Annotated in this window: 12 protein-coding genes; 6 read left to right on the forward strand and 6 right to left on the reverse strand. The window is 41.1% G+C overall.

Annotated features, from left to right (window positions below):
* Positions 1-62: 62 nt before the first annotated feature.
* Positions 63-440 carry an Hpt domain-containing protein gene (locus G7092_RS25330; RefSeq protein ID WP_166093969.1) on the forward strand — a complete coding sequence of 126 codons (378 nt, stop codon included), beginning with the start codon at positions 63-65 and terminating at the stop codon, positions 438-440.
* Between the two features lie 188 nt (positions 441-628).
* Here G7092_RS25330 and purS read toward each other — a convergent pair whose 3' ends face one another.
* The 3 genes from purS to rho all read right to left on the reverse strand — a co-directional run bounded on the left by purS (position 629) and on the right by rho (position 3425).
* Positions 629-883, reverse strand: coding sequence for a phosphoribosylformylglycinamidine synthase subunit PurS (gene purS / locus G7092_RS25335; protein ID WP_166093972.1), 255 nt, complete (start codon positions 881-883; stop codon positions 629-631).
* Positions 864-1586, reverse strand: coding sequence for a CDP-diacylglycerol--serine O-phosphatidyltransferase (gene pssA / locus G7092_RS25340; protein ID WP_166093974.1), 723 nt, complete (start codon positions 1584-1586; stop codon positions 864-866). The genes purS and pssA overlap by 20 nt, the downstream gene beginning before the upstream one ends.
* Positions 1587-1793: 207 nt before the next feature.
* Positions 1794-3425, reverse strand: coding sequence for a transcription termination factor Rho (gene rho / locus G7092_RS25345; RefSeq protein ID WP_166093976.1), 1632 nt, complete (start codon positions 3423-3425; stop codon positions 1794-1796).
* A gap of 342 nt (positions 3426-3767) precedes the next feature.
* On the opposite strand from rho, the gene pyrF reads away from it, so the two are divergent.
* From pyrF to G7092_RS25365, 4 genes are all read left to right on the forward strand, one after another.
* Entirely contained in the window at positions 3768-4598 is an 831-nt protein-coding gene (gene pyrF, locus G7092_RS25350) for an orotidine-5'-phosphate decarboxylase (RefSeq protein ID WP_166094558.1), read from the forward strand.
* A gap of 221 nt (positions 4599-4819) precedes the next feature.
* Positions 4820-6790 (forward strand): alpha/beta hydrolase family protein, encoded by a 1971-nt coding sequence (locus G7092_RS25355; protein ID WP_166093979.1) that lies wholly within the window; start codon positions 4820-4822, stop codon positions 6788-6790.
* 87 nt (positions 6791-6877) lie between these two features.
* Positions 6878-8869 (forward strand): alpha/beta hydrolase family protein, encoded by a 1992-nt coding sequence (locus G7092_RS25360; protein ID WP_166093981.1) that lies wholly within the window; start codon positions 6878-6880, stop codon positions 8867-8869.
* A 79-nt stretch (positions 8870-8948) separates the two neighbouring features.
* Entirely contained in the window at positions 8949-9527 is a 579-nt protein-coding gene (locus G7092_RS25365) for a C40 family peptidase (protein WP_166093983.1), read from the forward strand.
* A gap of 9 nt (positions 9528-9536) precedes the next feature.
* Here G7092_RS25365 and G7092_RS25370 read toward each other — a convergent pair whose 3' ends face one another.
* A complete protein-coding gene (locus G7092_RS25370; protein WP_166093985.1) occupies positions 9537-10289 on the reverse strand; it encodes a TMEM175 family protein in 753 nt (250 codons plus the stop codon).
* A 45-nt stretch (positions 10290-10334) separates the two neighbouring features.
* Here G7092_RS25370 and G7092_RS30855 point away from each other — a divergent pair, with 45 nt between their 5' ends.
* The gene (locus tag G7092_RS30855) at positions 10335-10463 is read left to right on the forward strand and encodes a hypothetical protein (RefSeq protein ID WP_256367780.1); all 129 of its coding nucleotides are present in this window, start codon (positions 10335-10337) and stop codon (positions 10461-10463) included.
* On the opposite strand, the gene G7092_RS25375 is transcribed toward G7092_RS30855, so the two are convergent.
* Complete coding sequence (locus G7092_RS25375) at positions 10450-12360, reverse strand: DUF3857 domain-containing protein (RefSeq protein WP_166093987.1); 1911 nt, start codon at positions 12358-12360, stop codon at positions 10450-10452. The genes G7092_RS30855 and G7092_RS25375 overlap by 14 nt on opposite strands.
* Positions 12360-14333: a DUF3858 domain-containing protein gene (locus G7092_RS25380; protein WP_166093989.1), complete on the reverse strand. Its 1974-nt coding sequence runs from the start codon at positions 14331-14333 to the stop codon at positions 12360-12362. Before G7092_RS25380 ends, G7092_RS25375 begins: the two co-directional genes overlap by 1 nt.
* Positions 14334-14342: the final 9 nt, after the last annotated feature.

Raw genomic sequence — 14342 nt, forward strand, 5'->3', positions numbered from 1 at the left:
TGGTATAACTAATTTAATTAATCAACCACTCACTTAATCAACAGAATCAACTTTTAATGAATATGGCCGATATTTCACCGGATCAGGATCTTGATCTTTCTTTTTTATACGAAATTGCCGATGGCAGTACGGAATTTATTGTGGAATCGATAGCTATGTTTCTGCAGCAAACCCCAGAATTGCTTGGCGATATTGACAGTGCCCTTGCCAGTAAAAACTGGGCCGCAGCCGGACAAGCCGCGCATAAATTAAAACCCAATCTGGGATTTTTTGGCATGCCCATAAGCCAGGAAATTATACAAGAAGTGGAAATAGCCTGCAAGGATGGGGTAGCGGATGTTGAAGAGATTATGAAGAAATTTAACCAGGTAAAAACATTGGTAAACGCAAACCTGATTACCCTCCAACAAATAAAAGCCGAGAAAGAAGGGGAGCTTTGAAGGGAGGCGAAAGGTAAAGGGTGAAGGGCAAAAGGTTATTTGAATGCTTAATAGCAAGCTAAAAAGATAAAGGTGAAGGGTAAAAGGTCTATTTTAAAGATATCGAATTCAAAATAAAAAGTTAGTTAGTCGGCCTAGTGCAGATCAAAAAACCTTTAGCCTTTTACCTTTCAGCTTTAACCTAATAATTATACTGCTTGTACAGTAAAAGTATAGCTTTCCATGATGAGGTTAGCTAATAGATTTTTGCAGGCCTGATCTACTTTAGCGTGTGCGGTTTCGGCGCTGTCGGCTTCTATTTCAAGCGTAATGTGTTTGCCAATGCGAACGTTTTGTATTTCGGCTAAACCAAGGTTTTTCATGCTTCCGGTTACTGCTTTTCCTTGAGGATCAAGTATTTCTTTTTTGGGCATTACGTCTATTTCAGCCTGGAACTTTGTCATTTGTGAATTTTAATTGAATTAAAGATAAAGTGATGTATATAAATATCACCACCGGAACTGCCACAAATTTAAAAAATAGAATCAGTATTGCCGAAAACAAGAGCAGTAAATAGCGGAAAATGTTTTTATTAAAGTCGCGATTCTTGAATTTAAGGGACATCAGCGGTATTTCTGATACCAGCAGCACACACATCACCACTACTAAACCAGTGAGTACATAGGGGTTTAAGATATAGGTATCTAAGCCCTCATATTGCTGCATAATTAAAGGTAATGATGCGATAAGAATAGCATTGGCGGGTGTAGGCAAGCCGATAAAACTATCAGACTGGCGGGTATCATTGTTAAACTTGGCCAGTCTTAAAGCTGAAAATACCGGGATGAGGAAGGCCACAAAATTTAAGAAGTGACCGATATTGTCAATCTGATGTGATTTTAAAAACAGCTCGTAAATGATGACCGAGGGCAACACGCCGAAACTAACCATATCTGCAAGCGAATCCAGATCTTTACCTATAAAAGAATATGAATTGAGTACTCTGGAGGCTAATCCGTCGAAAAAGTCAAATATGGATGAAAGAAAGATGGCGTAGGCAGCTATGATCAAGTTGTCCTGAAAAGCAAATACTATTCCTATACAGCCGCTAAACAGGTTGGCACAGGTAATGGCATTGGGTAGATGTTTCTTAACGCGCTTCTTCATTTATCAGGCCATGAAGTTATCAGGATTTTATTAAGTATTTATGAAGTTACAGATAAAAATTTATTTAACGATAACCAGGTATCAAGTAGTTAGTATCAAGTATCAAGATTTTTTGAAGATCATTTTCGCTGTTTACGAAAAGGTCTTGATACTTGATACTAGCTACTCGATACTCATTTTATCAATAACTTCATAAATACTAAAATATTACGAATTCATTGAAATCAAAAATTCTTCGTTGGTTTTTGTGCCTTTTATCTGGGCTTGTAAAAACTCCATTGATTCTTGCGAATTCATATCGGCAAGGTGGTTACGTAGTATCCAGATGCGTTGCAGGGTTTCGCGGTCAAGCAGTAAATCGTCGCGACGGGTACTTGATGCAGTGATATCAATAGCAGGGAATATACGTTTGTTGGAAAGTTTACGATCCAGTTGTAACTCCATGTTACCTGTACCTTTAAACTCTTCAAAAATAACCTCATCCATTTTGGATCCGGTTTCGGTAAGGGCTGTAGCAATAATGGTTAATGAACCGCCATCCTCAATGTTACGGGCGGCACCAAAAAAGCGTTTTGGTTTGTGCAAGGCGTTAGCATCAACACCACCTGATAATATTTTACCGGATGCCGGAGCAACGGTGTTATAAGCACGGGCCAAACGGGTGATAGAATCCAGCAGGATTACTACATCATGACCGCACTCTACCATGCGTTTTGCTTTTTCCAAAACGATGTTGGCAATTTTTACGTGACGCTCTGCAGGCTCATCAAAGGTTGATGATACTACTTCGGCACGTACGCTGCGGGCCATATCGGTAACCTCTTCCGGGCGCTCATCAATCAGTAATATGATCAGGTAAACTTCCGGGTGATTTTTGGCTATAGCATTGGCCACGTCTTTTAACAACATGGTTTTACCTGTTTTGGGCTGGGCCACAATTAAACCACGCTGACCTTTACCAATTGGTGAAAACAGGTCCATGATACGGGTTGAATAATTACCCGGATCGGTAAACAGGCTCAGTTTTTCTGATGGGAAAAGCGGTGTAAGGTGATCAAATGGTACACGGTCACGCACTTCGGCCGGGATACGACCATTAATAGCTTCTACACGTACCAGCGGAAAATATTTTTCGCCCTCTTTTGGCGGACGGATGCTACCACGAACGGTATCACCGGTTTTAAGACCAAACAATTTTATTTGTGATTGCGATACATAAATATCGTCGGGCGAGGTAAGGTAGTTATAATCTGAAGAGCGTAAAAAGCCATAACCATCGGGCATAATCTCCAGCACACCTTCATTAACAATTACATTATCAAAATCAAGGTTAATGGCAGGTTCCTGGTTTTTTTGCTGGGTTTGATTGCCATTACCATTGGCATTGGCGCGCCTGTCAAATTTTTGCGGACGACCCTCGGTTGCTGGTTCTTCGCTTCTTACGGCAGTTTCACCTTGTTGAACCGCAGGGGTTTCATCGGTAACTGCTACCGCAGGTATTTCGTTTTCGGTTTCTTCAGTTGGTTCTTCGTCCTGTATATCAAACAGGTTGGTATCATCTAAAGGTACTTCAACGCGTGGTTGTGTTTTGGGTTTTAATACACGGGTTCTTTTGCGTGCTTTGTCTCCTGCTTCGGCCACCGGGGCGTTGGTAGGAGTATAGTTTGACTCAACAATGTTTTGTTGGGCGCGGGCAGCCTCAATAAGCTGTTGTTGTTCAATGATGCGGGATATTAGCTGCGGCTTTCTGAGTTCGTCGGCCTCGGCAATACCTAAATTTTTTGCAATTTCGCGCAACTCAGAAACGAGTTTGTCGTTCAATTCTATTTTATCAGACATGATATGAATTATAGTTCAATGGGATTTTTAATGTTGTAATTTGTTTTCTTGACGGTAATAAAGCCCCATGTGAATTTTGGTGGTTAAACATGAAGAATTATTAAAAGAAATTGATCTTGAAACTTTGTATAAGTAAACATCCAAATCCAGGTAAATATTATTGTAATAAATAACGTGGGGTTTTAAATTGTTTCTTTAGTGCAAGAAAAATTCAAAGGAAAACGCTGCAATTGTAATCAAATAATTTATAATTTCAAATTAATTAAATAAATATCTCATAATTGATCGCATATAAGCTAATTTTTTAGTTTTTTTGACATTCAAAATATTTAAGCATTAATGATTTCACGCGCCAGGCTAATTGAACAGATCAAACAGAAAAAATCATTTTTATGTGTTGGTTTAGATACTGATATTAATAAAATCCCCGAATTTTTAAAAGATTACCCCGATCCGATACTCGAATTTAATAAAAGGATCATTGATGCCACTAAAGATCTTTGTATATCCTATAAACCCAACGCTGCATTTTATGAGGCCTATGGGATAAAAGGTTTGCAAAGTCTTATTGATACCTGGAAATATTTACCTACTGATACCTTAAATATAATAGATGCCAAAAGAGGCGATATAGGTAATACTTCTGATAAATATGCGCAGGCTTTTTTTGACGAAAAAGCATCGGGTATGAGCTTTGACGCCATTACTATTACCCCTTATATGGGTAACGACAGCGTGACCCCGTACCTGGCTTATGAGGATAAGTGGATTATTTTACTGGCCCTTACCTCCTCAGTAGGCAGTAAAGACTTTCAATACCTGCAAACAGACAATGGGTATTTGTACGAAACTGTGATACAAAAGGCCAATACCTGGGCTGGTGCCGACAGGATCATGTATGTGGTAGGTGCCACCAAAAGCACCGAATTTACCAACATCCGTAAATACGCCCCGGATAACTTTTTATTGGTTCCCGGTGTTGGTGCACAGGGTGGAAGTTTGGAAGAGGTGTGCCGGTATGGTATCACCAAAGACTGCGGCCTTATTGTGAATGCATCGCGCTCTATTATCTATGCCAGCAATGGAAAAGACTTTGCCGATGCTGCCCGCGCCGAAGCACAACGCATGCAACAACAAATGCAGGTGGAGTTGGAAAAGGCTGGAGTGATATAAGGTTGTCTGAACTCGAATTTGTTGAATTTTTGAATTGCTGGAATTTTTTACCGTTTATTCTATATGTATTCAAATTCTGTTAATTCAAAAATTCGATAAATTCCGGTTCAGACAAATTAGGCTTAGTCAAAATCGTGTAAATCCTTTGATTGTACGAATCATGGTTCAGACAAAGTTTGCAGCATAATTGCTAAATTACATCACTATTTACCTTATACTGCATGAAAAGAGCTTTACCTTTGCTTGTTGCCTTATCGTTTTCCTGTTTCGCATCAGCCCAGGAAAAAAAGCTGCTTAAGCCCATTGATCTTTACCGGATACCCGCAGTGAGCGATCCGCAGCTTGCCCCGGATGGTAAGTGGGTGGCTTATAGCGTATCAACGGTTGATACAGCTAAGGATAAACGCGTATCGCATCTCTGGATGCAAAGCTGGGATGGTAAAGAGTCGATAGAGTTGACGCATGGCGATGAAGCTGCTTCTACACCCAGGTGGAGCCCAGATGGCAAATACCTGGCGTTTCTTTCTTCGCGTGATTCCAAAAATGGCTCGCAGATCTGGCTGATAGACCGTCGGGGAGGTGAGGGTTTTAAGCTGACTGACGTAAAAGGCAACCTGAGTGAATATGCCTGGTCGCCTGATAGTAAAAAATTAGCGCTGGTTATTGGCGATCCTGAAAACAAGGGCAAGGAAGAACCGAAAACACCCAAACCTATTGTGATTGACCGCTATCACTTTAAACAAGATGTAGAAGGGTATCTGCAGCAGTTGCATGATCATTTGTATCTGTTTGATATAAATACTAAAAAACTGGATACGCTTACCAAAGGCGACAAGGATGAAAACTCCCCTGTATGGTCGCCGGATAGCAGGACTATTGCCTTTGTAAGCAACCGTACTGTTGATCCGGATAAAAATCAGAATAAGGATATTTTTACTATTGATGCGCACCCCAATTCTACCATGTTGCAGTTAACTGACTGGAAAGGGCGCGACAGCAACCCACAATGGAGCCCCGATGGTCGTTATATCTCTTATCTGCGCAGCACCAGTGATGCTGATTATATGATGTATGATCAGAATGTATTATGTATTATGGATGCAGTCGGTTCCAACAACAGGGTATTGACGGCACAGCTCGACAGGCCGGTTTCGGCACAAACCTGGGCAAGGGACAATAAAAATATATCATTTTTAGTAACCGACGATCGCCAGCGTTACCTGGCCAGTATCAATATTAACAATGGCAAAACATCTACTGTAAGCAAGGGGATGTTCGGTATTACCGATATTAATACCAACTTATCCGGTAACTGGGTGGTATCCAAAAGTGATCCATATACCCCTGCGGAGATATTTGCTTTGGAAGGCGAAAAGCTTCGTCGCCTAACCTTTCATCATCAGAATTGGCTAAATACAGTAAAGCTGGCTCATGTGTCTGGCTTTCAATCACGTAGTGCTGATGGTACGCAGGTATCAGGGATATTGTTTACGCCGGATAGCGTTTCTGGTAAAAAATGGCCGTTCATTTTATTTATACACGGTGGCCCGGTGGGGCAGGATGAATACACCTTTGATGCTACCCGACAAATGCTTGCCGCAGCCGGATATGCTGTAGCCGGAGTAAACTACCGTGGTAGCAATGGCCGCGGACTTGATTATTGTAAAGCCATATATGCCGATTGGGGTAATAAAGAAGTAAAAGATTTATTAGGTGCTATTGATCATCTGGAAAGAATGGGGGTTGCTGATCCTGATCATTTAGGTATTGGTGGCTGGAGTTATGGTGGTATCCTCACCGATTATACCATTGCATCAGATACGCGTTTTAAGGCGGCTGCCAGTGGTGCGGGCAGTGCCTTGCAGCTATCTGTTTATGGAAGCGATCAGTATGTATTACAGTACGAGAATGAAATTGGTCTACCCTGGAAAACCGCCGATAAATGGGTACAATTATCTTATCCCTTCTTCCATGCCGATAAAATAAAAACACCGGTAATGTTCATGTCGGGCTTGCGCGATTTTAATGTACCCACCGTTGGGAGCGAGCAAATGTATCAGGCGCTTCGATCGCAAGGGGTACCAACAGAATTGATATTATACCCCAACCAGTTTCACGGCCTTACCAAGCCAAGTTACCTGGTGGATAGGCTACAGCGCTATGTAGATTGGTATAATAAATACTTAAAATAAACCCGAACTGTTTTTATAATCCGATAGCTAACTTCATCAACGCCGGTTCTCTTGTAGTGCGATGATGAAATCATAAGAATAGATCACATGAACAAAAATATATTATTAATTATAGCTGTATTTATTTGTAGCAGTGCTTTGGCGCAAACGGTTAAAAGGCCGTTTAAGCCAACCGATTTTTATCATATTCCAACACTGGACGATCCACAGCTTTCGCCGGATGGTAAGTGGATAGCCTATAGTTTGGCCGAGGTTGATTCGGCTAAGGATAAAAGGATATCACATATCTGGATGCAGAGTTATGACGGTAAACAGTCCATCCAGCTTACTTTTGATGACGAGCCGTCTTCAACACCAAAATGGAGCCCGGATGGTAAATATTTATCTTTCCTATCTGAAAAAGATTCTAAAAATGGCGGACAGGTTTGGTTGATGGATCGCAGGGGAGGCGAAGGGCATAAATTAACCGATATAAAAGGGGAGTTACAGGATTACGCCTGGGCCCCAAACAGTAAAAAACTGGCGCTGATCATCAAAGATCCGGAAAATGGCGGTAAACCTGAACCTAAAACCGTCGCCCCTATAAAAATTGACCGGTATCATTTTAAGCAGGATATTGAAGGTTATCTGCAGCATCGGCACTCACACTTGTATGTTTACGATGTGGATGCCAAAAAGCTGGATACTTTAACAATGGGAGATATGGATGATGATTCGCCGGTTTGGAGTCCGGATGGTAAAACCATCGCCTTTGTAAGTAACCATACTGATGATCCCGACAAAAACGAAAATTCGGACATTTTTACCATTGAAGCTAAAAGCGGAGCCGAAGCCCAGCAATTAACCACTTTTACAGGTCATGATATTAAGCCGCTTTGGAGTCCGGATGGTAAATATATCGCTTACCTACGGTCAACCAGCGATGCTGATTACTTTATTTATCAGCACGATGTACTTTGCCTCATGGATGCGGATGGTAAAAACAATAAGGTACTGACCGATCAACTAGACAGGCCTGTGAGTAACCATGCCTGGAGTAAAGATGGGAAGAACATTGTTTACCTGGTAAGTAATGACCGTATCAGGTACGTGGCCCAGTATAATTTGCTGCTTCGTAAATCTACCGTAATTAATAAGGGTACGCAGTGCAGTTTTGAAACCCTGATAGCCCATTCGCCGGGCAACTGGATAGCAATGATGAGCAATCCGTATATGCCACACGAATTGGTGGCTATTGAAAATGGAAAAATCCGCCGGCTTACCTTTCATCAGGATAAATGGCTGAGTAAAGTTAAACTAGCCTACGTAAAAGGTTTTCAGTCGTTTAGCAGCGATGGTACGCTGGTATCGGGGATATTATATACTCCGGATAGTCTTGTAACTCAGAAACTACCTTTTATCTTATATATCCATGGCGGCCCAACAGATCAGGATGAATTTGAATTTGATGCTACCCGGCAGGTACTGGCAAGTGCCGGCTATGCTGTTGCTGCGGTTAACTACCGGGGTAGTACCGGCCGTGGATTAGAATTTACCAAAGCCATTTATGCCGATTGGGGTAATAAAGAGGTAAAAGATTTGTTAGGCGCGGTTGATGAATTGGTGAAAACCGGTGTTGCCGATCCGCAGCGACTGGGTATAGGCGGTTGGAGTTATGGAGGCATATTAACAGATTATACTATAGCTACAGATCCCCGTTTTAAAGCTGCGGCGAGCGGAGCCGGTAGCGCGTTGCAATTATCTATCTATGGCAGCGATCAGTGGGTGGTTCAGTATGATAATGAGTTAGGTGTTCCGTGGAAGAACGCTGATAAGTATATGAAACTTTCCTATCCGTTTTTTCATGCCGATAAGATCAAAACGCCAACGTTATTTATGTCGGGCTTAAAGGATTTTAACGTACCAACCGCAGGTGGCGAGCAAATGTATCAGGCACTCAGGTCACAAGGTATTCCAACACAGCTGGTGCTTTATCCGGGGCAGTACCATATGATCAGTATACCCAGTTACCAGGTTGACAGGGTACAACGCTATATCGATTGGTTCGGGAAATATTTAGCCCCCCAGCCCCGGTTTTAGATATCTGCACATCTACCCATTGTTAATATGTTAAAAATATCCATATTAAATAACTATCGTTTAAGTATAATTTTACTTCATGACTAAACATCGCCACCTGCTTTACCTGTTTGCCGTGTTTTTTGTGCCGTTGGTGCTAACTTCCTGCCATTCGCGTAAAGCGGCGATGAAAGGACAACCAGGTGAAATTGTGAAACCAAAGACCGAAATGGCCGACAGGTATTCGCAAATTATGGGAGTGGATAGGAGCGATATCCAGAATGGCCGTTTATATGCATTCATTGACCAATGGATGGGGGTTCCTTATAAATTTGGCGGTTTGGATCAGAATGGGGTTGATTGTTCAGGTCTTGCTTTTTTATTGGAACAGCAGGTTTATGGTATTACCATCCCGAGAATGACCAGCAAGCAGATCACCGTGATCAAGCGTAAATACGAGGAGGATCTGAAAGAAGGTGATCTTGTTTTCTTTGATTTTGATGGTAAGCAGTTTAGTCATGTGGGTGTATATCTGCAAAATGGATACGTAGTACATGCCAGCTCCAGACGTGGCGTGATCATTGTTCGCCTGCGCGACCCTTCTATGTATAAATACTTTTCACGAGCAGGTTCCATCATTGCTGATACCAGCGTTACAGACGCCAGTGCGGGTAAATAATCAGTCGATCTAAGATTTTCTTTTTGTTGTGCTTTTCTTCTTAACCGGTTGTGCCGCGGTTTTTCTGCGGGATCTGAGGAGCCGGAAGAGTATGGGGGCAGAGTTGTTTTGATCCGGATAGTATTTCCTGTTTAACCCCGCTACCAGTATACCATACACACCCACAAAGTACAGTAATATTTGCGAATCTAATTTAAGCCAGATTATGAGTGCCATACAAATAAAACCCAGCGGCACAATAATAAAATTCAGACGTTGTACCTTCCATCTCAGTACGGTTTCCATACTAGCGGTATTTAAGCATAATGAGGTTTTATTTATAATGAGATAATAACCAATCAAAGTTTGCGAGAGATTCACCAGGAATATAATGCCGATATAGGAAAATAGCCCCCAGCTATACTTTATAATGTCAAAGCCTGCGGTTACAAAAGTTACTGCAAATGGAAACATGGAGACACAGAAGAGAAAGAGAAGATTCAGAATGATCAGGTTAAGATTGTAATCTTTCAGAAAACTGAATAGCTGTAAGTGCCCGTACCAATAATTACCGATTAAAGCAAAACTAAAAGCGTATCCTAAAAATTTAGGTACAAGCTCTTTAAAAGCATCGTTTATTTGTTGAGCGTTTGCATGGTGCAGACCTTCGGGGAGTTTTATCTCCAATACCATAATGGTGATGATGATAGCGAATACGGCATCACTAAAAAGGATAACCCGCTCCAGTTGAAATTCCTTTTTTATTTCGTCTTCATTTACCATATCTGTCTCCGGTAATTTTAATTTAATTGGTAATTTTGCTGTATTATGTCAGATCAAAAAGAGAATTACTCCTTCTGGACTAAATATAAGCGTTTTGCTGGAAACGAGATATTACTTTACCTGGTCATGATCATTGGCATTATACTTGGCATTGTGATATTTAGTTACCTTTAGCCAGGGTGATATTGTTGTCGTCGCTTTCTACAATAGCCTGAAAAAAATCAATCAGATCCTGATAAATATCCTTACTGTAAGTGCCATCAACCAGTTGCACATGACGTTTGTAAACAAGCTCATTCCCTTTTACCATAATGGTAGCCGAAAATTTGCCGAATGGTTTATTAATGGAAACATCTGTTGGTCGCAAATCAACATGATAGCCTGCCGGTAACGTATAAGCAATCTCATCCTCATCGGTATAGCCCCGGTTAATATACACTTCCTGGCGCCGGTTACGTATTTCGCGCGGAACGCTGTGGCTTCTGTTAGTAGCATTGGCCAGGAAAATTATTTTTCCGTCATTTACAGACCCGTATTCTCCGGCATTGAGTTTAATGGTTTCGGTAATTACAGGTAGCAGAGTCTTATTTTGTTTAAAGTCTGCTTTTTCAATATTCATATTGTTAATGGCGTATTCTTTTTGTAAGGCTTTGATACGTTCTTTAGGTGCCTCTTCAATTATTCCTTCACGGTTATCATATTGAATACCCTTAAAAATAGTTTGCATTTGGCCCGATAAATTGCCCTGCGCATCTAAAACGAAAGTGGCTTTGCGCTGTTGCAGGTTATTAGAGGCGGTATATTTGGGTGTGTGCAGCAATTTACCGCCTTCGGGCGTACAGGCTAATACGGTGCGGTCGTCTGTAAAATTACTCAAAAACCCGAATGGTATTTTCTGACTGGTGCATTCTAAAAAAGTAGTATCATTTTTAAAAGGCAGGCATAAAATAACATGATGAAACTGATTCATGCTGGCAAAATCACTTAACGGGCTTTGTTTACGGCTACCGGATTCCACAATACAATAATAGGAGTCGATACTCACAGCTTTGAGCAAGGCTTGCGTATAGTTTACCAATGCTTTGCAATCGCCATAATTTTGCTGATCTACATCGGCAGCTAAAAATGGCTGATAGCCCCCAATGCCTATCTGTACACCTATATAGTGAGTTTTACCCTGCATATATTCATATATCTTTTTGGCTTTTAATTTGGGATTTGTGATGCTATCAGTTAGTTGTTTCATGTAGGATGCTGTAGCGACTGATATCTGCGTACGGCTAACCAGTAGCTTGTCGTATATCCATTTTCCCATCTCCTTCCAATTGCTGAATGATCCGGTAATGCCCTCGTAACTAAATTTTTCGGGTGCTATTTTAACGCTGCTCAGGTATTTATCTTCATTAGGGCTATAGGGTTCATCTTTAACAGCTTTCATATTAGTAACCTGCCAGGTATAAGTTTTATAGCCATCTTTATTGGTGCCGATAATTACTTTAGCAGGCATATTGATCTCTTTGTACCGGATGTTAAAATCGGGTTTACAGCTAAAGATGTACGAACTTTTTTCAACGGCTTGCCCAGTAGTGGAGTTAGGGTCCCAGTCGTCGAAATTAAGCGATTGTTTTGATTTTACCTCGTATTCATAAACAATGGTATAGGGATAATCAGTTACCGCAGGATTGTAATGTTTTACCTTTAAGTCCTGAAATAAGGAAAAACCATCCTGTGCGTTCACATCCTCAAAATCGCTTTCTGAAAACTTATTAACCGGCTTGCCAAATTGATTGTAAACTACGCCTTTAATACTTTTTATCACACGGCTTTTATTATGCCAAACCACTATATCTGCTATATTATTGCCGTTTTTGTTTAAAATGGTAACCGCGTTTTTAATATGGTAAAGCGTATTGTCATAGTCTTTCACTTCAACACTTACTTCTTTATTGCGTACTACAGCGCTGGCATAAGGCAGCAGATCTTTGGAGATAAGGGATACATCATAGTTTTCCTGTGCACTGGTACTGAGGCTGATGATGGATAAAAAAAACAGTAATAAACAATATTTCATTATTTTTTCTTGAAGACCATATCCGTTTTTTCTGTCAGGACGATCTTGTTATATAATTCTTTAAGATAAGGATATTCTTCTGGGGTATAAATAGCTTTGGTAAACCGGGTCATGTTTGAAAAAGAAAACTCGTTATCGTGGCTGTCAAAATTGGTAACAAACATACCTCCGTTATTAGGTAAAGAAAAAGCCACTACCTGGGGCGGGGTTTCAATAGTGTATTGCGCAGGCAGGTGCATGGTTAATACAAGCCTGTTGTCGCTCGCCATGCCCCAGTCAACCGGGTAGTCACGTTCGGCCAATTTAAAGGGGTTAGTGGTTCTTTTTTCCCAAAAGAAAGGATTAAATACCAGGCGGGCCTTGTTCATATTATCATAGGCATCTATTTCTACTTCAAATATTTCTCCCAGGGGTTGGTTAAGACTATCCAGGTTGTTGATGTCTGATTTTAATATCTTTATTTTAGGTAGCTTTCCGTCAAGGTCCTCTACATATTCATCAACGGAGTTGAATTTTTTGATCGCTTTGCGTTTCAGATAAGCATCGTAGCCGTTATAATAATTGGTGATGGTGCCTTTGATCTTTCCGTTATTAAGCAAGGTAAGGTCAAACGAGTGGGTTTCGCTGGTTTTTTGTAAGGTACTTAGCTCAACCCAGTAGGAGGGTTTATCCAAACTTATTACACGGCCTTTATCATTCAGGCATTTAAGCGGGAGCAAGCCAAATGGTAACAAAGGATCACTTGCGTCCAGATAATAGGGTTTTCCATCAATGTTTGTTTTGGCCACTACATAATTGAAATCGCTGATCACCGGATACAGCGTATTAATGTTGCCGTGATCACGTGTTGATAGCAATACGGCTTCGGTGTTAATACCTGCCGCATTTAACGCGGTAATTAAAGTAAGATTGATATCGGCAATGCTGCCGGTGTGGGCGTCCATGGCGCGTTTAATACCATCGGAGCTCGATATGCCAATATAATCATTCCATTTATACCACTTTTGCAGGTAAGCATAAATGGCTTTTGCTTTATCCATTTCAGTGGTTTTACCTGCTATAACTGGTGTCATGCGTTCTTTCATCAAATCCTTTCGCTTCAATTGCGACCCAAACCCCTCCTCAATTTTAAGCTGTCGGTCTATATCTTTCCACTCCTTGGTTTCAAGGGTTTTAGCACCGGTGTAGGGGTTAGTCCATTCCACAAGTTCAAAATATATGGCCGATAAAAAGTTCTTTGGGGAGGTCATATAGTCTTCCTCCACAAAAGCCGGGATATCTTTCATACCATAAACCAGGTGCGAGCAATCGCTTTTTGATCCATGAGAAGTAAAGCATTCCCGCTCCAGTTCGGAGGAATTTTTTGCGAGTTTGTACGGCCCTCTTAATGTGGCGTTAAACGTCCAGAAGCCTGGTATATGAACCTCGTATTGAGAATAGATCTTGGGTATATCGTCTTGAAACTCCCATTTACGAAAGTTGTCCCAAAAAGGGGAGGTGAGCCTGTACCGGAACTCAATAACGCAACCCGGGCGCAGGCCTGGCAGTGCAAATTTAACTGTGCTTTGATATTTGTAATCTTTTACCTTGAATATCTTTTTGGGGTCCAGATCTATTTTTTGCATCAGGCCGTTATCATCCTTATAGTAAGTAGTGCCGCTTATGTCGGTAACTTCCTCGCTTACATTGTCGCTATTATGTACAGGTATTTCGATAGTGCCGCTGGAAAAACCTTTATTATCGAATATTTTTATTTTAGCATGGTAGTTATAAATGAGCCCGACGCGATCGTCGGCGGTTACATCCATCCTCGAATTGCCAAATTCATTTAAAAATACAGCGTGGGCAGCAGTATCTTTATCGTATCTTTTCATATCCACCTCCTCCTGCACAAAACCTTCTTTAAAGTCTTGTGCGGTTGCAAGATGTTGTAAACCAATAGATAAAAGAGAAATAAGTAAAAGTTTCTTCATGTAATATTG

Source organism: Mucilaginibacter inviolabilis (assembly GCF_011089895.1).
GTDB classification, from domain to species: Bacteria; Bacteroidota; Bacteroidia; order Sphingobacteriales; family Sphingobacteriaceae; genus Mucilaginibacter; species Mucilaginibacter inviolabilis.